General features: G+C 70.2%; 18 protein-coding genes and 1 tRNA gene. 9 read left to right on the top strand and 10 right to left on the bottom strand.

All coding sequences use genetic code 11. The features are described from left to right. The first annotated feature begins 36 nt into the window (after window positions 1-36). Window positions 37-588: a DinB family protein gene (locus DSX2_RS12805; RefSeq protein WP_020881245.1), complete on the top strand. Its 552-nt coding sequence runs from the start codon at window positions 37-39 to the stop codon at window positions 586-588. A gap of 212 nt (window positions 589-800) precedes the next feature. Next, window positions 801-1373 carry a hypothetical protein gene (locus tag DSX2_RS12800; RefSeq protein WP_035042313.1) on the top strand — a complete coding sequence of 191 codons (573 nt, stop codon included), beginning with the start codon at window positions 801-803 and terminating at the stop codon, window positions 1371-1373. A 57-nt stretch (window positions 1374-1430) separates the two neighbouring features. Here the strand turns inward: DSX2_RS12800 and larB are convergent, their stop codons facing one another. From larB to DSX2_RS12775, 5 genes are all read right to left on the bottom strand, one after another. Beyond that, the gene (gene larB / locus DSX2_RS12795; RefSeq protein WP_236615119.1) at window positions 1431-2267 is read right to left on the bottom strand and encodes a nickel pincer cofactor biosynthesis protein LarB; all 837 of its coding nucleotides are present in this window, start codon (window positions 2265-2267) and stop codon (window positions 1431-1433) included. 40 nt (window positions 2268-2307) lie between these two features. Beyond that, a complete protein-coding gene (gene larE / locus DSX2_RS12790) occupies window positions 2308-3153 on the bottom strand; it encodes an ATP-dependent sacrificial sulfur transferase LarE (RefSeq protein WP_020881242.1) in 846 nt (281 codons plus the stop codon). 7 nt (window positions 3154-3160) lie between these two features. Further along, window positions 3161-4453 (bottom strand): nickel pincer cofactor biosynthesis protein LarC, encoded by a 1293-nt coding sequence (gene larC, locus DSX2_RS12785; protein WP_020881241.1) that lies wholly within the window; start codon window positions 4451-4453, stop codon window positions 3161-3163. Window positions 4454-4542: 89 nt separating this feature from the next. Continuing rightward, complete coding sequence (locus tag DSX2_RS12780; RefSeq protein ID WP_020881240.1) at window positions 4543-5748, bottom strand: aldo/keto reductase; 1206 nt, start codon at window positions 5746-5748, stop codon at window positions 4543-4545. 315 nt (window positions 5749-6063) lie between these two features. Then, the gene (locus DSX2_RS12775; protein WP_020881239.1) at window positions 6064-7242 is read right to left on the bottom strand and encodes an NADH:flavin oxidoreductase; all 1179 of its coding nucleotides are present in this window, start codon (window positions 7240-7242) and stop codon (window positions 6064-6066) included. A 244-nt stretch (window positions 7243-7486) separates the two neighbouring features. On the opposite strand from DSX2_RS12775, the gene DSX2_RS12770 reads away from it, so the two are divergent. After that, window positions 7487-8389: an AraC family transcriptional regulator gene (locus DSX2_RS12770; RefSeq protein WP_020881238.1), complete on the top strand. Its 903-nt coding sequence runs from the start codon at window positions 7487-7489 to the stop codon at window positions 8387-8389. Here the strand turns inward: DSX2_RS12770 and DSX2_RS12765 are convergent. The 3 genes from DSX2_RS12765 to DSX2_RS12755 form a co-directional block, all read right to left on the bottom strand. After that, window positions 8386-9279 (bottom strand): YkgJ family cysteine cluster protein, encoded by an 894-nt coding sequence (locus DSX2_RS12765; protein ID WP_020881237.1) that lies wholly within the window; start codon window positions 9277-9279, stop codon window positions 8386-8388. The two genes, DSX2_RS12770 and DSX2_RS12765, sit on opposite strands and share 4 nt — an antisense overlap. Before the next feature lie 142 nt (window positions 9280-9421). After that, the gene (locus DSX2_RS12760) at window positions 9422-10258 is read right to left on the bottom strand and encodes a TVP38/TMEM64 family protein (protein WP_020881236.1); all 837 of its coding nucleotides are present in this window, start codon (window positions 10256-10258) and stop codon (window positions 9422-9424) included. A 4-nt stretch (window positions 10259-10262) separates the two neighbouring features. Continuing rightward, complete coding sequence (locus tag DSX2_RS12755; protein WP_020881235.1) at window positions 10263-10988, bottom strand: glycosyltransferase family 2 protein; 726 nt, start codon at window positions 10986-10988, stop codon at window positions 10263-10265. A gap of 90 nt (window positions 10989-11078) precedes the next feature. Between DSX2_RS12755 and DSX2_RS12750 the strand changes: the two genes are divergently transcribed. The 6 genes from DSX2_RS12750 (at window position 11079) to queD (ending at window position 14680) form a co-directional block, all read left to right on the top strand. Further along, window positions 11079-11155, top strand: a tRNA-Met gene (locus DSX2_RS12750). A 107-nt stretch (window positions 11156-11262) separates the two neighbouring features. Beyond that, window positions 11263-12237 carry a hypothetical protein gene (locus tag DSX2_RS12745; RefSeq protein ID WP_152512943.1) on the top strand — a complete coding sequence of 325 codons (975 nt, stop codon included), beginning with the start codon at window positions 11263-11265 and terminating at the stop codon, window positions 12235-12237. A 202-nt stretch (window positions 12238-12439) separates the two neighbouring features. After that, the gene (queF, locus tag DSX2_RS12740; protein WP_020881233.1) at window positions 12440-12859 is read left to right on the top strand and encodes a preQ(1) synthase; all 420 of its coding nucleotides are present in this window, start codon (window positions 12440-12442) and stop codon (window positions 12857-12859) included. Window positions 12860-12861: 2 nt separating this feature from the next. Further along, window positions 12862-13581, top strand: coding sequence for a 7-cyano-7-deazaguanine synthase QueC (gene queC, locus DSX2_RS12735; RefSeq protein WP_020881232.1), 720 nt, complete (start codon window positions 12862-12864; stop codon window positions 13579-13581). After that, on the top strand, window positions 13581-14246 hold the full coding sequence (queE, locus tag DSX2_RS12730; protein ID WP_020881231.1) for a 7-carboxy-7-deazaguanine synthase: 666 nt from the start codon (window positions 13581-13583) through the stop codon (window positions 14244-14246). The genes queC and queE overlap by 1 nt, the downstream gene beginning before the upstream one ends. 47 nt (window positions 14247-14293) lie before the next feature. After that, window positions 14294-14680 (top strand): 6-carboxytetrahydropterin synthase QueD, encoded by a 387-nt coding sequence (gene queD / locus DSX2_RS12725; protein ID WP_020881230.1) that lies wholly within the window; start codon window positions 14294-14296, stop codon window positions 14678-14680. On the opposite strand, the gene DSX2_RS17715 is transcribed toward queD, so the two are convergent. After that, entirely contained in the window at window positions 14677-15180 is a 504-nt protein-coding gene (locus tag DSX2_RS17715; protein ID WP_020881229.1) for a bacteriohemerythrin, read from the bottom strand. The two genes, queD and DSX2_RS17715, sit on opposite strands and share 4 nt — an antisense overlap. Before the next feature lie 101 nt (window positions 15181-15281). Continuing rightward, complete coding sequence (locus DSX2_RS12715) at window positions 15282-16478, bottom strand: NAD(P)-dependent alcohol dehydrogenase (protein ID WP_020881228.1); 1197 nt, start codon at window positions 16476-16478, stop codon at window positions 15282-15284. Window positions 16479-16584 lie beyond the last annotated feature (106 nt).

Raw genomic sequence — 16584 nt, 5'->3', positions numbered from 1 at the left:
AGAGCCTCCCCCAACCCTTCCATCGGAGGATGCACCATGCCTCCCGAGACGCCCCGGATTCCGTCCCCGAGCCTCATCGACGTCTTCCGCATCCAGGCCGAGGCAGGCCGCTTCGCCGACCGCCGCCTGGCCCAGGCCCTTCTGCGCCTGCCGCCCGGGGAATACGCCCGGCCGCGCGCCTCCTGGTACGGCTCCCTTCAGGGCGTGCTCTGCCACGTGCTCTGGGCCGACCGCATCTGGCTGGCCCGCTTCCAGGGCACGCCCCTCCCGAAGCTCGACCAGCGCGGCGACCCGGACGAGTGCCCGGACGCGGCGGCCTGGGCCGCGGCGCGCGAGGCCTGCGACCAGGCCGTCGTCGACTGGACCCAGTCACTCGCTCCAGTCGACCTCTCTCGGGAGATCACCTGCCGCACCACCTCGGGCGAGGCCTGGCTGCACCCCCTCTGGCAGGCCGCCTGCCACCTCTTCAACCACCAGGCCCACCACCGCGGCCAGGTGGACGCCATGCTCGCCCAATCCGGCATCCCCGACCTCCTGACCGACATGATGCTCTACCAGCGCGAGGCCGGGCTGGCCCGGAAGGGATGAGCGGGGGGAAGGAGAGGGAAGAGGACGGCGGCGGGGCGGGCCGGGGAACATTCAGGACAGTTTCGGTTGAATATACAAGCCGTTACGCCTGTGGTACCGACCAGTCCATGTTCTTCCTGATCTCTTCGGCTTTTGCGTCTCTGCGGGCATCGCGGGATGTGTTTTCGGCGCGCGAGGTGAAGGGAAGCCGACAACGTTCTCCACGAGGAAGCATGAGCGAAGCCCCTGATCCTGCGGAACTGACGAAGATGTGGGCATCGATAGACGTCCACATGATAGACATCCCGAACGCCCCGTTGCAGACCTATCTGAAGGAGCTGGCGAAAGTATACGCGAACGGCTCAGTCATGTACCGATCCTTTCAGATCGGACACCATGATGCGTTCGAGTGGTACTGGTCCAAGAACCGCTTATACGAGATGTCGTTCTTCAACAATTTCATGTCATCGGACTACGTGCGTTATTCATTGCATCTCGGACACGTCGACGAAGAGCTCGATTCACAGTTCATCCTCAGGTATTCCTTGGAAATGCCGTTCCGCATGGCATCCGCACTGTATTCCGGAGGAGTGTACCTACGGCCGGAGATGACTGCCGTCGAGGTGCGGGAACTTGCAAACGCGGCAGTCGATACACTGATCGGCCGCGACTACGAGAATACGCTCTTTTTCGACTGCTATGAACCTTGGACGACGTTCTTCATGGGTTCCTGGGATTACACCTGGGTGCTGGCCCAGACCAAGGAACGGAGAGTCCACGTCATCATCGCCACGGACATCGACTGACCGCGGCCTTGCGGCGTGCTTCGCGGAAACGGGACTGGACGCGAAGGACGGAGCGGATCAGGAGCGGGCCGCGACGAGGTTGTTGATCTTGCAGGCCGCGCAGGCCGCGCCGAAGCCGTTGTCGATGTTCACCACGCTGACGCCGCTGGCGCATGAGGTGAGCATGCCGAGCAGGGCGGAGAGGCCGCCGAACGAGGCGCCGTAGCCCACCGAGGTGGGCACCGCGATGATGGGCGTGGAGACGAGCCCGCCCACGACGCTGGCCAGCGCCCCTTCCATGCCCGCCACAACGACGATCACGCTCGCCTGCCGGATGCGGTCCAGCCGGTCGAGCAGGCGGTGGATGCCCGCCACGCCCACGTCCGAGACCACGAAGGCCCGGCTGCCGAGCATCGCGCAGGTCACGCGGGCCTCCTCGGCCACGGGCAGGTCGGACGTTCCGGCCGTGACGATGCAGATCTCCCCGCCCCGGTACGCGATCTCGCCCCGGACCAGGGTCAGGGTGCGGGCCACGGGGTTGTACTCCGCCCCGGGGCAGGCCTCCTGCACGCGCAGGGCCGTCTCGGGCGGCACGCGCGTGGCCAGCACGTGGTCGTGGTCGCGCAGGCGCAGGAATATCTCCACCATCTGCTCGGGGGTCTTGCCCGCGCCGTAGACGACCTCGGGAAAGCCGTTGCGCAGGCTGCGGTGCAGGTCGAGCTTGGTGTGGCCGAGGTCGAGGAAGGGCAGGTCGCGCAGCCGCTCCATGCCCTGCTCCACGTCCAGGCCGCCGTCGCGCACCGCGCCGAGCAGTGCGCGCAGGGAGGCCTCGGTGCCGCCGAGATCCTCGTGCGCCGCGCACTTCGCCGTTTCGTTCGCCGCATCCTTCGTCGTTTCGTTTGTCATCGTGTCCATCGGGTCGCTCATCGTATACTTCCGGCTGCTCCGGGCGTCCTCAAAGGGCGTGCCCCGGGTTTTCCGTCTCGTTCAGGCTGCCCATGCGGTATCCGGCCAGGTCCAGGGCCACGTGGGCGTAGCCGAGCGCCTTGAGCCGCGCGTCCACGCCGAGCCGCGCGGCCGCGGCCGCGAGCGCCGCGACCTGCCCGGCCGGGACCTCGATGCGCGCCACGTCGCCGTGGCTGCGCACGCGCACGGCCGCAAAGCCGCTGTCCTTCAGGAACTCCTCGGCCGCCTCGATGCGCCGAAGCTCCTCCTCCGCGACCCGCGTGCCGTGGGGGATGCGCGAGAGCAGGCAGGCGGCCGCGGGCTTGTCCCAGGTGGAAAGGCCGAAGGCGCGCGAGAGCGCGCGGATCTCCGCCTTGCCGAGCCCGGCGTCCAGGAGCGGGCTCTCGATGGCGAGCTCGCGCAGGGCCTTGAGCCCGGGGCGGTGGTCGCCCAGGTCGTCGGCATTGGTGCCGTCAAGGACGCGGCCGACGGCCTCGGCCGAGGCCATCTCCAGGAGCAGCGAGAAGAGGCGGCGCTTGCACAGGTAGCAGCGCTCGGCCGGGTTGGCGCGCAGCTCCTCGGGAAAGGGCAGCTCGAGCACGCGGTGCTCCACGCGCAGGGCCGCGGCCGCGGCCCGCGCCTCGGCGATCTCGGCCCGCGCAATGTAGGGCGTGGCCAGGGTCACGGCCAGCACCCGGCCGGAGGTCCCGGCCGCGACGCAGGCGGCGTGCAGCAGGAAGGTGCTGTCCACGCCGCCGGAAAAGGCCACGAGCACCCTTCCCTCGGCGCGCAGTCGCTCCAGCAGCCGGGCGTATCCGGCCTCTGTCTCGGGGGACGTGTACATGGACGGGTCCATGGGCAGGCTACTCCCGCACCTTGCCGATCTGCAGGTAGACCTCGGACAGGGGGATGCCGTGGCTGCGGGCGAGCTCCCGGCAGTCCTCGAACTCCGGCTTGGAGCGCACGATCCTGCCGTCCAGCAGGGCGTCCTTCATGGTCACCGGGCCGAGCGGCGTCTCCAGCCGCGTGAAGCGCGTCTCGAGCACGGTCTTCTCGAGCGGGAAACTCTTGATGCCGAGCGTGGTGGTGTGGCGGAAGAGCAGCTCCTTGAAGCGCTCCTCGTCGCCCGCCGCGCAGAGCAGCGAGAGGCAGGTGGCGGGCCGGTTCTTCTTCATCACGATGGGCGTGAAGTGCACGTCCATGGCCCCCTCCTCCAGGAGCAGGTCCATGGCCGCGCCGAGCGCCTCGCCGGTCATGTCGTCGATGTTGCACGAGAGCAGCCGCGCCTCGTGCACCGTGCCGCCCGCCGAGGCGCGGGGCGTGGGCTCCTCCGCCTCTTCGGCCGCGCGGGCCAGATGCACGCGCAGCACGTTCGGGATCTCGTCGTCGCGGTGCCCTATGCCGTAGGCCGTGCGTTCCACGACCATCTCCGGGCGGGCGGTGAAGCGCGTGGCGAGTGTGGCCAGGATGGCCGCGCCCGTGGGCGTGGTCGTCTCCTTGTCCGTGGCCCCGCGCGTGGCGGGGAGGCCCTGGAGGATCTCCACCGTGGCCGGGGCGGGCACCGGGATGAGGCCGTGCGCGCAGCGCACGAAGCCGCCGCCGAGCTCGGGCGGGGAGGCCCAGACCTCGTCCACGCCGAGCGCGTGGAAGCAGATGGCCGCGCCCACGATGTCCACTATGGAGTCCGTGGCCCCGACCTCGTGGAAATGCACCTCGTAGAGGTCCTTGCCGTGCACCCGGGCCTCGGCCTCGGCCACGCGGCGAAAGATCGCCAGGCTCGTGTTCTTCACGGCCTCGGGCAGCCCGCTCTTCCCGATGAGGGCCTCGATCTCGCGCAGGCCGCGCTGCGGCGGGTGGCCGTGATGGTGGTGGCCGTGATCGTGCCCGTGATCGTGCCCGTGATCGTGCCGATGACCGTGCCGATGACCGTGCCGATGACCGTGCGCGTGCTCCTCGGCGCGCAGCACCACGTCCACGCGCAGCCCGTGGATGCCCATGCGCGCGTCGCGCGAGACCCTGAGCTCGAACTCGTCGTCCAGGCCGAGCCTGGAGAGCCCGGCGCGCAGATGGTCCGCCTCCACGCCCAGGTGGAGCATGGCGGCCAGGTTCATGTCGCCGCAAAGCCCGGCGAAGCAGTCGTAATAGAGTATCTTCATGGATGCTTTCCAGTGTCCGGGGAGACGCGGACGGCCCGAGGACGGCCCGAGGACCGTCCGCGTCCCGGATCGTTTTTCCTGCGGGCGGGCTACTGCGGGCGGACCCTGAACAGTTTCCTGGCCGCGGCCAGGCGGGCGTCCAGGCCCGCGTCCTCCATCTCGGCCGCCACCTTCTCGAGCACATCCGGGATCCGGATGTGCTGCGGGCACTTCTCCAGGCACTCGCCGCAGGCCACGCACTGCGAGGCGAAGCCCGGCTCCTCGAGGCCGATCTGCCCGCCCACGCCGGCGGCGTAGAAGAACTTCGCGGTGTCCGGGTCGCCGAACATGTGCATGCGGTTGTAGGAGTCGAAGCACTTGGGGATGGACACGCCCGCGGGGCACGGCATGCAGTAGCCGCAGCCCGTGCAGCCGACCTGCATGAGCTCGTGGTAGGCGCGGGCCGCACGGTCGACGAGTTCGAGCTCCTCCGGGGCGAGGGAGCCGGGCAGTGCCTCGGAGGCCACGGCCAGGTTCTGCTCGATGTGCGCCTCCTCGTTCATGCCGGAGAGCAGCAGCGTGACCTCGGGCCGGTTCCAGACCCAGCGCAGCGCCCACTCCACCGGGGTGCGGCGCGTGGGGGCCGTATCCCAGATCCCGGCCACGGCGGGCGGCTGCTCGGGCCTGCCGAGGCTGCCGCCGCGCAGCGGCTCCATGATGACCACGCCGAGCCCCCTGGCGGCGGCGTACTCGAGCCCCTCGGTCCCGGCCTGGAACGCCTGGTCCAGGAAGTTGTACTGGATCTGGCAGAACTCCCAGGGGTGGGCGTCCACGATGCGCTTGAAGTCCGGCAGCAGGCCGTGGAACGAGAAGCCCGCGTTGACGATGCGGCCGTCGCGCCTGGCCGTGTCCAGGAACTCGGCGATGCCGAGCGCCTCCACGCTGTCCCAGAGCCCGCCGTCCAGGGCGTGCACCAGGTAGTAGTCGATGCGGTCCGTGCCCAGGCGCTCGAGCTGGGCGTTCAGGAAGGTGTCCATGTCCTCGCGGCTCTTGATCAGCCAGGAGGGCAGCTTGGTGGCCACCTTCACGCGCTCGCGGTAGCCGTCGCGAAGCGCCTTGCCCAGCAGGGGCTCGCTCGCCCCGGCATGGTACGGCCAGGCCGTGTCCATGTAGTTGACGCCCTTGTCCACGGCCGCGCGGATCTGGGCGATGGCCCGCGGTTCGTCGATGGCCCCGTCCGCCATGGGCAGGCGCATGCACCCGAAGCCCAGAATGGAGAGCTCGTCCCCGTTTTTCGGCATTTTCCTGTACAGCATGGTCATGTCTCCTTTTCGCCGCGGCACGGCGCGCCTCTCCACCGGGCGCGGGAAGCCGCAGCGATGCACAGTCAGTAAGCTATTTACATGTGGAAGAAGAATACCGATTTCTGCAAAATCATTGCCTGATCATATGGAAATACATAGTAATGATATAAAGAGACAATCCGGTTGCAGCCCGCAAAAGCCCCCCCGGGGCCGGGGCGCGGACCTCGCGGGCCGGGTGCACCGGGGAGCCGGAGCGCGCCGGAAGGGGGGCGGCCTCTTGCGGCCGCGCCACGGCACAGGCGCGCCCGGGCCTTCCGGGCGAACGGGTCAGGCGGTCTCGGCCAGGGAGGCTTCCGGAGATGCGCCCGGGAATCCGGCGAGATGCCACCTGCCCTGCGTGGTGGCGCAGAGCTCGCCCTGGCCCGCAACGGCCGGGGCGAAGCAGGCGTTGTCCGAGACGCAGCGCGCCCTGCGGCGGTCGCCCTCCTGCCAGCGGCGCACGAGGCCCGGCTCGCAGATGAGCGGCCTGGAGAGCGAGACGTAGTCGGCCACGCGGCCGCGCACCAGCTCCTCGGCCACCTCATAGGAGCGGATGCCGCCCACGAGCAGGAGCGGGATGCCCACGTGGCGTTTGTAGAGCGCCGCGGCCTCGCGGTAGTAGACCTCGCTCGCCGCGTCCTTCAGAAATCCCGGCCGCACGGCCGAGCGCTCGGGCCTGGAGAAGACCGTGCCGCCGGAGAGCTCCACTCCGTCCACGCCCGCCTTCTCCAGCATGTGCGCCACGGTGGCGGACTCCTCGCGGGTCAGGCCGTTCTCCAGGAAGTCCTCGGAGTTCAGCTTGACCAGCAGGGGATAGTCCCGGCCCACGGCGCCGCGCACCGCGGCCGTGACCTCGAGCAGCAGGCGCGCGCGGTTTTCCAGCGTGCCGCCGTACTCGTCCGTGCGCGTGTTGAGGGCCGGGGAGAGGAACTGGCTGAGCAGGAAGCCGTGCGCCGCGTGCAGCTGCACCGCGTCGAAGCCCGCGGCCTTGCCGCGCGCCGCGGCCCGGGCGAAGTCCTGTGCGATGCGGGCGAGGTCGTCCCGCGTCGCGGCCCGGCAGACGGGGGCGTCGCCCGCCTCGCCGTCCGGGCCCCGGCCCGGCACGGCGTCCGTGGGGCCGAGGACCGCGCCCTCGGCCGGAGAGGCGGCGCATCCCGCGTGCACGATCTGCAGCGCGATCCGTCCGCCCGCCTCGTGCACGGCCCCGGTCATCTCGGCCAGTCCGGCCACGAAGCGGTCGTCGTGGGCCGCGAGCTGGCGCGTCTGCGACTGCCCTTCCGGGCTCACGTAGGCGTAGCCGGTGATGATGAGCCCCACGCCGCCCCGGGCCAGCTCGACCATCATGGCGGTCAGCTCCGGAGTGGCGGCGCCGTCCTCGGCCGCGCGGCCTTCCCAGGTCGCGGAGCGCACGAAGCGGTTCTTGAGGACCAGGGTTCCGATGAATCCGCTCTCGAACAATTGGGCCATGTGCGTGTACGTCCTCGTTGTCTTCCCGCGCACCCCGGCCGGGCGCCATGCCTTCGGGGGGGCGGCGGGAGGTTCTGCATGACACATGTCATGATCCTGAAAAGGCTTCCTCTCAATACATGAAACTCGCCAATGCTTGCCCATTCCTCCAGCCGGGCGCATCTTCCCGTGCACTTTTTCCTGAAAACGTGCGACAGAGGGGCCGGCGCGGGAGAGACCCGCGAAGCAGACGGGAGGTCTGACGATGGTCACTGAAGATACTGCCGCGGCCGACAAGAAGCGGCTCGCCGAGCTGATCGGCTCCCTGGCCAAGGCCCAGGGGATAACGCCCACCTGCGTGCCCGGGGTGCGGCTCATGATGGCCAACTGCTCCTGCCGCCGGGCCAAGACGGTCTACGAGCCGAGCATCGTCATCGTGGCCCAGGGCCGCAAGCGGGGCTACGTGGGCGAGGACGTCTACACCTACGACCCGGACAACTACCTCGTGCTCTCGGTGCCCCTGCCCTTCGAGTGCGAGACCGAGGCGGGGCCGGACGGCCCCCTGCTCGGCCTGTCCGTGTCCGTGGACCACATCATGCTGGGCGAGCTGCTCATGGAGATGGACGAGGGCGCGCCGCCCGCGGAGATGCCGCGCGGGCTCTACGCCACGCGCCTGACGCAGGAGCTGCGCGGCGCGGCCATCCGCCTCGTGGAGTCCATGCGCTCGCCCCTGGACGGCCGCATGCTCGGCAGGCAGATCGTGCGCGAGATCGTCTACCGCGTGCTCTGCGGCGAGCAGGGCGGCGCGCTGCGCGCCGTGGCCGCGCGGCACAGCGGCTTCGGCCAGATCGCCCGCGTGCTCAAGCGCATCCACTCCGAGTACGACCAGGCCCTGGACATCGAGACCCTGGCGCGCGAGGCGGGCATGAGCGTGTCGAGCTTCCACCAGAGCTTCAAGGCCGTGACCTGCACCTCGCCCATCCAGTACCTGAAGAGCATCCGGCTGCACAAAGCCCGGCTGATGATGCTGCAGGACGGCTACAACGCCAGCACCGCGGCGGGCCGCGTGGGCTACCAGAGCCCCTCGCAGTTCAGCCGCGAGTTCAAGCGCTTCTTCGGCCACAGCCCGGCCGAGGAGGCCGCGCGCCTGCGCGGGGCAGAGGCCTAGGGCGAGGGGGGGTCGGAGGACGCCGCGCCGGACGATTTGCCGGGCGGCGTTTCGGCCGTTGCGCAGCGCAGGGCCTCCGCCAGGCCCCCGGCCAGGAAGCGGCGCACCAGCTCGGGCATGAGCCGGGTGCGCACGCGGGAGGGGTCTATGCCGAAGCGGCGCCAGAGCATGGCCCGCACGGCCGCGCGGGCGTCCATGTGGCTCGTGTACACGCCGAAGCCCATGCCCTGCATGCCGGGCTTCTCGGCCGGGTCCGCGGGCGCGGGGCAGGCCGGGGAGACCGAGATGTAGCTGCGGCAGGCGTAGGGGCGGACCGGATAGACCCGGCACAGCCCGTCGCGCAGGAAGACGCAGGGCACGACGAAGTCCGCGAACCTGTGGCTGCCGTCGTCCACCCCGTCGCGAAAGCGGCGCTCCGCCCAGGCCACGAAGGCGTCGCGCACGTCGCGGGTGCGCTCGTCCCACTCGGCATGGGCGGCCTCGAAGGCGGCGCGCAGCTCCGGGCGGCGTTCGAGGTAGAGCCCGATCAGGGCCGCCTCGAAGGGGTCGCAGGTGATGGGCTGGTGGCAGCAGCCCGTGCACCCGGCCCTGCAGACCACCGGGCTGCCCTGCTCCGCGACGAACTTGAACATCTCCCGGCCCTCGGCATCCAGCACCGTGTTGGCCGCCTGCATCACCAGGGCCGCCTTGCGGGCCTCGGCCTTGTCCGCGCCGCCCTCGCTTTCCGCTCCGTCGGCCTCGCCGATCTCGCCGATCTCGTAATCGAACCCGCCGAGCGCCGCCCGCCGCTCCTCGCACGGATCCAGGAAATACCTGAGGACCGCCTCGAAAAGCTCCAGGTCGTGGGCCGTCTCGCACGGCACGGCAAGGTTCTGCGCGTCGCGATGCATGTGTCCCTCATACGACGCGCGGCGCGCCTTGACAAATCTTGACGCGGCGCGGCGGGCGAACGCCGCGCGGGATGCGAGGGGGGACGGGCGGAGGCCGGAAAGCGCCGAAAGGCAGGGACGGATGCGAAGAGGGGCGGAAGGGCTAGTCGCCGGTCGTGCCGTCGTCGGGCAGGACCTTGTCCACGCGGTAGCGGCGGTAGAGCCAGAAGCCCCACAGGGTGGAGGCCACGAAGAGCACGGCGGCGATGGTGATGCGCACGGCCGGGGCCACGCGCACGCCCTTGCCCACCAGGGCGAAGACGAGATTCTGGGGCACGTAGCCGATGAGCGAGCCCGCGAGGAAGGGCAGCAGCGGGATGGAGGTGAGCCCGGCGAGCAGGCTGGTGACCAGGTTGTTGCCCACGGGCAGGAGGCGCAGGACCATGCTCATGGCGAAGGGGTTCTTGCCCAGGAAGCGGTCGAAGGAGGCGATGCGGCGGCCGAAGCGGCGCGCCGCGAAGCCGCGCCCGAAGAAGCGGGCGTAGGCGAAGATGAAGGTGCTGCCGAGCGCCGCGCCCAGGCAGGAGAGCAGCGTGCCCATGCCGACGCCGTAGACGTAGCCGCCGAGGAAGGCCGGGAGCTGGCGCGGCATGCCGAGCACCGAGACCAGCGCCGAGCCGAGCACGAAGAGCAGCCAGCCGAGGGCGCCCATGCCCTCCAGGCTCGCGGCCAGGGCGTTGCGGTCCAGGTTCTGGTTCAGCTTGGCCGCGTGCATGGCGAAGCCGATGGCGGCCAGCGAGACTATGAGCAGAAGGCCCTTGAGGATGGCGCGCACGCGGCGGCGGGACGAGGCCGCGGGAATGTCTTCCCGGTCGGGCGCGGCATCGGCGTTTTCGGAAGCGGCGGACGCGGCATCGGCGTCATCGCGGGGCGCGGACGCGCCGGGGGCGCCGGAGGTGCCGACCTCGTCCGGCCGGTCGGGGCGCGGGGGGGTGGCCATGCGGCTAGTTCTTTTCCTTGATCTCGTACTGGATGTAGCGGGCGCGCAGCCAGCGCACGCCCAGGAGATCGTACCCGCCGGAGATGGCGCGGTCCAGGGTGCCGTACTTGGACTTGCCCGCCACGCGCGGGCGGTGGTTCACCGGCCGCTCGGCCACGCGCGCGCCCTGCCAGAGCATGAGGTTCGGCAGGAAGCGGTGCATGCCCTTGAACACGGGCATGCGCCGGGCCATGTCGGCGCGCATGATCTTCAGCGAGCAGCCCGTGTCGGTCACGGTCTTGCCGGTCATGCGGGTGCGCACGAAATTGCCGATCTTGGAGGCGATGCGCTTCATGAAGCTGTCGCGGCGCCTGGCGCGCAGGCCGCAGGCCATGTCGTAGCCCTGGTCGATGAGCTCGAGCAGCAGCGGGATGTCGGCCGGGTCGTTCTGCAGGTCCGCGTCTATGGTCACCACCAGGTCGTGCCGCGCCGCGGCGAACCCGGCGGCAAAGGCGGCGGACTGCCCCCTGTTGGCGGCGAACGCGGCGTAGCGCACGTGCTCGGGATCGGCGGCTGCCAGCTCGCGGATGACGGCGAGGCTCCTGTCCGTGGAGCAGTCGTCCACGAACACGGCCTCCCAGGGGCGGCCGAGCGGTGCCAGCGCGGACCGGATCTGGTCCATGAGGGGCCTCAGATTGTCTTCCTCGTTGAAGACGGGGATGACGACGGAAAGGGAGGAATTGCTCTGCATGACCGTCCCCGTCTAATTGAGGCGCGTAAAAAAGTAAAGATTGGGGTTGACAGTCAGCCGCACCGTAAGTACATACACCTTCCTTCGTGACGCGGGGTGGAGCAGTACGGTAGCTCGTCGGGCTCATAACCCGAAGGTCGTCGGTTCAAATCCGGCCCCCGCTACCAAAGAAATCAAGGGCTTGCAGGAGAAATCCAGCAAGCCCTTTTTCTTTGTCGCGGGCATCGCGCGGGAAGCGATTGAGCTGTCCGGCCTCTCCGGCTATTTTCGGCCCATGACGACACGCACGCCGCTCACCTCTCTCCTCGCCGCCCTTCGCCCCGTCGCGGTCCTCTGCGCGGCCTGCCTCCTCCTGGGCGCCGTCCCGTTGGTCGCGCTCGCGGAGCAGGCGGCCTGGACCTCGCCGGACGGACGCTACGGGGCGGCCTTTCCCGGCGCGCCCACGGCGGTGGACGCGGCGCCCGGGGGGCTTCAGGGCACGTCCTACGTCTACGTGCGCAAAAGCGGCGTGGCGGCGCGATTCATCCTTTCGGCCATCACCGAGCCGTCCCTGGCGCAACTGTCCGGAAGCGACGCCAGGCGCGCGGCCCTCGAGAGCGCCGTGCGTTCCTTCGCGGCCACGCTCGGGGTGGACGAAAAGGACCTCCAGCTCGACTGGGACGTCTTCCCCGGCTTCGGCCCGCGCTGCCTGTACGACTTCGTGCACCGGAGCAGGAGCGGCAAGACACTGCTGCGCATCGTCGGCTTCGAGATCATCGACGGCGACCGGCTGGTCGATGTGAACGTGACCGTCCGCTCGGACTACGACTATGCCGGGGACGCCCAGATCAGGGCATTTCTCGGGAACTTCAAGGTCTTCGTCAGCGAGGCGGAGTACAAGCCGCTGCTCGACGCCGTCGCCGCGACCGCCGCGCGCGTTCCCCTGGCCGAGACGGCGTGCCCGGCGGACCTCGCGCGGGACATGGCCTCCATCGCGAGCGGCAACGGCTACCTCCAGGTGGGGCTGCGCTGCTACGCCTCGTCATCGAGCGTCGCGGACGTCACGCGGGCGCTCGATGGTGCCGGAAACGGCGGCCGCGCCGAGGTCCGGCCCGGAACGTGGCACGACGCCTTCGCCAACGGCAAGGAGCGCACCGACGTGGTCGGCGACAAGGGCATCCTCTGGTTCGTCTGGCCGCTGGCCGAACTCGACTGGCCCGGCCTGCCCCAGGGAACGCGCTCCGTGGTCGTGGCGCAGCCCGTGCAGTAGGCGCTCCTCCGCCCGCCCGTTTCTTCTTCCGCGGACATGCCTCTGCCCCCGCTTGCGCACAGGCCCCGGCTGTTTTAGATGATGGCCTTCGCGCGCGCTTCGGGTCAGCCGATGCAATCGCACGCAGGCGGACCGTGAAGGGCCGCGCGCGTGCCGTCCGAAGAGGCCGCGCGGGACGATATTTTTCCCGAGGAGGGCCGCAATGGCCGAGACGAACGACGACGTGAGCCGCCTGCGCCACCTGGGCAGCAGCGAGGTGGAGCACAACTATTCCGATCCGTCCGGGGAGATCCTGGACACCTTCGACAACCGCTATCCCGAGCGGGACTACGTGGTCACGCTGACGTTTCCGGAGTTCACCTCCCTGTGCCCCAAGACCGGCCAGCCGGACTTCGCGACCATCACCATCCAGTACACGCCGGACAAGCTCTGCGTGGAGACCAAGTCGCTGAAGCTCTACTTCGCGGCCTTCCGCAACGCGGGCTGCTTCATGGAGAGCATCACCAACCGCATCTGCGACGACCTCGCGGCGGCGCTTTCGCCGCGCTGGCTCAAGGTGACGGGAGACTTCAACCCGCGCGGCGGCATCCATCTGGTGGTGGACGCCGAGTACAGGAAGTAGGCATGGCCGGCCTTTGCGACGAATCCGCCCTGGTCGTCTTCTCCGGCGGTCAGGACTCCACGACCTGCCTGGCCTGGGCGCTGGCGCGCTTCTCCCGCGTGGCCACCCTCGGCTTCGACTACGGCCAGCGCCACGCCGTGGAGCTCACCTGCCGCCAGGACGTGCTCGGCGCCATGGCCGAGCTCTCGCCGGACTGGGCCGCGCGCCTGGACGCCGACCAGACCCTGCACCTCGGCCTGTTCAAGGAGATCGGCGGCACGGCCCTGACCGAGGAGATCGAGGTCCAAATGGCCGAGAGCGGCCTGCCCAACACCTTCGTGCCGGGCAGGAACCTCGTCTTCCTCACCGCGGCCGCGGCCTACGCCTACCGCCGCAACATCCGGCACATCGTCATCGGCGTGTGCGAGACGGACTTCTCCGGCTACCCGGACTGCCGCGACGACACCGTCAAGGCCATGCAGGTGGCCATCAACCTAGGGATGGAGACGCGCTTCGTGGTCCACACGCCGCTCATGTGGATCGACAAGGCCGCCACCTGGCGGCTGGCCGAGGAGCTGGGCGGACAGGAGTTCGTGGACCTGGTGGTCTCGCGCACCCACACCTGCTACCTGGGCGAGCGCGGCGAGCTGCACCCCTGGGGCCACGGCTGCGGCGAGTGCCCGGCCTGCGAGCTGCGCGCCAGGGGCTACGAGGCCTACGCGGCGGGCAAGACGAAAAGCTGATGGCCTACCGGGTCAAGGAGATCTTTTACACCCTGCAGGGCGAGGGGGCGCGCGCGGGCCGGGCGGCCGTGTTCTGCCGCTTCTCCGGCTGCAACCTGTGGAGCGGCAGGGCCGAGGACCGCGCGACCGCGGCCTGCCCCTTCTGCGACACGGACTTCACGGGCACGAACGGCCCGGGCGGCGGGGTCTTCGCCACGGCCGACGAGCTCGCGGCCGCGATCCTGGCGCATTTCCCCGCCTTCGCGCACCCGGCCTACCGGCCCTACGTGGTCTTCACCGGCGGCGAGCCCGCGCTGCAGCTGGACGAGGCGCTGATCGCGCGCCTGCACGCCGTGGGTTGCGAGCTGGCCGTGGAGAGCAACGGCACCCTGCCCTTGCCCCCGGGGCTCGATTGGGTCACCATCAGCCCCAAGGCGGGCATGCAACTCGCCACGCGCGCGGGCCAGGAGCTGAAGCTCGTCTGGCCGCAGCAGGGCCTGGGCCCGGACGACCTGGCGGAATTCGAGCGCCTGGACTTCGCCCACTTCTTCCTGCAGCCCTGCGGCAGCGGTGGGCGCGGCGAAGACGCCCGCGCCGGGGCGAGCGCCGAGGCGGTGCGCGCCTGCCTCGCGCGGCCCGTGTGGCGCCTGAGCCTTCAGACGCACAAGTACATCGGGATCCCCTAGCCCGGGGCCCCGTAAAATTTCAGACCGGATCAGCACAGGTGGAACAGATGGACATCTACGTGACCCTCAGCTTCGACGCGGCCCACCGCCTGCCCTGCGTGCCCGAGGGGCACAAGTGCGGCAACCTGCACGGCCACACCTTCCAGGTGGAGGTGCACGTGAGCGGCGAGGTCGAGGAGGCCTCGGGCTGGGTCCTGGACTTCGGGGACATCAAGGAAACCGCCAAGCCGGTCATCGCCCGCCTGGACCACGCCTACCTGAACGACATCGAGGGGCTCGAGAACCCGACCAGCGAGAACATCGCCCGCTGGCTCTGGCCGCAGCTGAAGTCCCGACTGCCTGCCCTCTCCTGCCTCGTGGTCCGCGAGACGCCCACCTCCGGGGCCGTCTTCAGGGGTGAGGGGCGCGGAGAGGGGCGCGGCGGCAAGGGTTAGCCCGCGCCCGTTCCGCCCCCGTCTTCCCGCACGCCCGGCCCGCCCGCCGGGCCGACATTCCCGCCCTGTTCGTCCCCGCCGCTTCCGTCCACCTCGCCCGTGGCGTGCTCCTTGAGCCAGCGCCCGAACTTCCCGTCCACGACCAGCAGGTGGCCGATGAGCCATTCCTTGAGCAGCGCCAGGACCTCCTCGGGCGTGACCTCGCTGTGCACGTAGAGCGACTGCTGCATGACCAGGACCCGCTTCCCCAGGTTGCGGTGCGCCTCGCGCTGCTCCTCGAGCCCCGGATAGCCGAGCCGGGCCATGTACTCCTCCTCCATGGCGCAGTGGGAGGAGAGGTAGTCGCGCAGCTCCGCAACGCAGGTGGCCACCTTGTTCTCGCCGCTGCCGACGTGCATGGCCGTGACCAGCCCGTCCGCCAAGCGGACCAGGTGCTTGTGCTGCTCGTCGAGCTTGCGCACGCCGAGGCTCAGGTTGTCGCTCCAGGGCAGGCGGGGCATGGCGTCTCCAGGGTGCGGGTGAACGGGCAGAGATCGTCCGAACATAGCACGGCACAGGGAAAGGGCAAGGCCGTGCCGCGCGAAACGGTGTTCAGGCCCCTTCAGGCGAAATCACGGCCCCCGCTCACGCGCCCTCTCCGTGTTGGGGGTGCCATCCCGGCCTCGATCTCGGAAAGCTCGGCGATGCGCAGCACGGGCTTCACGGTCGTTCCCGCCAGGGAGTCGGCCATGGCCCGGTTCACGTCCGCGAAATCGTAGAAGCGCACCAGCCGGTCGAAGGGGAAGCGCCCGGCGCGGAAGTGCCCGATGAGGGCCGGGATGAAGCGCTGCGGCACGGCGTCGCCCTGGATGACGCTCATGGCCCTGCGCCCCCCGGACAGGGAGGCGGGCGCGGCCTCGCCCGTGAGCAGGGCCGTGCTGCCGCCCGGGGCCAGGATGTCCAGGGAGAGGCTGTGCATGGCGCCGCTCCCCGTGGTCTCCACGGCGTGGTCCACGCCGCGCGGGGCGATCTTCCCGATGCGCGCGGCCACGTCCGCCGCGCCCGCGTCCCGCTCCGTGCGCACGGCGTGCGTGGCGCCCAGCTCTTCCGCCAGGGCCAGGCGCTCGGGCACCGTGTCCACGGCGATGACGGGCGAGGCGCCCGCGATGCGCGCCGCCATGACCGCGGCCAGCCCCACGGAGCCCGCGCCGAGCACCAGCACGCTCTCCCCGGCCCCGACGGCCAGGGAGTTCAGCACCGTGCCCGCGCCGGTCTGCAGGCCGCAGCCCAGCGGGGCCAGCAGGTGCAGCGGCAGGTCCTTGTCCACGCGCACGATGTTGCGCGCCGTGGCCAGGGTGTGGGTGGCGAAGGAGGACTGGCCGAAGAAGTGGCCGCGCACGCCGTCCGAATAGGCGTTGCTGCCGTCCAGGCGCGCGAAGCCGAAGTTGGCGTCCCAGAAGTTCTCGCAGTGCACGGGCCGTCCGGCCAGGCACTCGGGGCAATGGCCGCAGGACTGGTAGGAGAGCACCACGTGGTCGCCCGGGGAGAGGCCCTGCACCTCGGCGCCCACGGCCTGCACCACGCCCGCGCCCTCGTGCCCCAGGATCACGGGGCCTGATTCGCCGTATTCCCACAGGCCGATGTCCGTGTGGCAGACGCCGCTGGCCGCGAGCCGCACCAGGATCTCGTCGGGCCTCGGCGGCTCGAGGCGCAGATCCTCCATGCGCAGGGGCTCGCCGCCCGCGCGCAGCACGGCCGCGCGCAGGGGAACGGAGCCGTGCGGCGCGGGACCTTTGCCGGAACTTTTTCTCGCGGGCATGGATGACCTCGCTCGTGATCTCCCCCGGCGCCGCGCCTGTCCGTTTCGCGAAATCGCCTGTCCTGGACACGGAAGACGCCCGGGCTCCTTGATGATACTCCTTGCC

This window comes from Desulfovibrio sp. X2, assembly GCF_000422205.1.
GTDB lineage: Bacteria > Desulfobacterota > Desulfovibrionia > Desulfovibrionales > Desulfovibrionaceae > Alkalidesulfovibrio.
Note: the sequence above shows the minus strand (reverse complement) of the source record. Positions and strands in the feature narration are given on the sequence as shown.

Coding starts and splice junctions, on each gene's coding strand:
- queD (WP_020881230.1), top strand. CDS start 14,294: ATGGACATCTACGTGACCCTCAGCTTCGACGCGGCCCACCGCCTGCCC.
- DSX2_RS12775 (WP_020881239.1), bottom strand. CDS start 7,242: ATGGCCCAATTGTTCGAGAGCGGATTCATCGGAACCCTGGTCCTCAAG.
- larE (WP_020881242.1), bottom strand. CDS start 3,153: ATGGACCCGTCCATGTACACGTCCCCCGAGACAGAGGCCGGATACGCC.
- queC (WP_020881232.1), top strand. CDS start 12,862: ATGGCCGGCCTTTGCGACGAATCCGCCCTGGTCGTCTTCTCCGGCGGT.
- DSX2_RS12760 (WP_020881236.1), bottom strand. CDS start 10,258: ATGGCCACCCCCCCGCGCCCCGACCGGCCGGACGAGGTCGGCACCTCC.
- queF (WP_020881233.1), top strand. CDS start 12,440: ATGGCCGAGACGAACGACGACGTGAGCCGCCTGCGCCACCTGGGCAGC.
- DSX2_RS12780 (WP_020881240.1), bottom strand. CDS start 5,748: ATGCTGTACAGGAAAATGCCGAAAAACGGGGACGAGCTCTCCATTCTG.
- DSX2_RS12800 (WP_035042313.1), top strand. CDS start 801: ATGAGCGAAGCCCCTGATCCTGCGGAACTGACGAAGATGTGGGCATCG.
- DSX2_RS17715 (WP_020881229.1), bottom strand. CDS start 15,180: ATGCCCCGCCTGCCCTGGAGCGACAACCTGAGCCTCGGCGTGCGCAAG.
- queE (WP_020881231.1), top strand. CDS start 13,581: ATGGCCTACCGGGTCAAGGAGATCTTTTACACCCTGCAGGGCGAGGGG.
- DSX2_RS12715 (WP_020881228.1), bottom strand. CDS start 16,478: ATGCCCGCGAGAAAAAGTTCCGGCAAAGGTCCCGCGCCGCACGGCTCC.
- DSX2_RS12755 (WP_020881235.1), bottom strand. CDS start 10,988: ATGCAGAGCAATTCCTCCCTTTCCGTCGTCATCCCCGTCTTCAACGAG.
- larB (WP_236615119.1), bottom strand. CDS start 2,267: ATGGACACGATGACAAACGAAACGACGAAGGATGCGGCGAACGAAACG.
- DSX2_RS12745 (WP_152512943.1), top strand. CDS start 11,263: ATGACGACACGCACGCCGCTCACCTCTCTCCTCGCCGCCCTTCGCCCC.
- DSX2_RS12770 (WP_020881238.1), top strand. CDS start 7,487: ATGGTCACTGAAGATACTGCCGCGGCCGACAAGAAGCGGCTCGCCGAG.
- DSX2_RS12805 (WP_020881245.1), top strand. CDS start 37: ATGCCTCCCGAGACGCCCCGGATTCCGTCCCCGAGCCTCATCGACGTC.
- DSX2_RS12765 (WP_020881237.1), bottom strand. CDS start 9,279: ATGCATCGCGACGCGCAGAACCTTGCCGTGCCGTGCGAGACGGCCCAC.
- larC (WP_020881241.1), bottom strand. CDS start 4,453: ATGAAGATACTCTATTACGACTGCTTCGCCGGGCTTTGCGGCGACATG.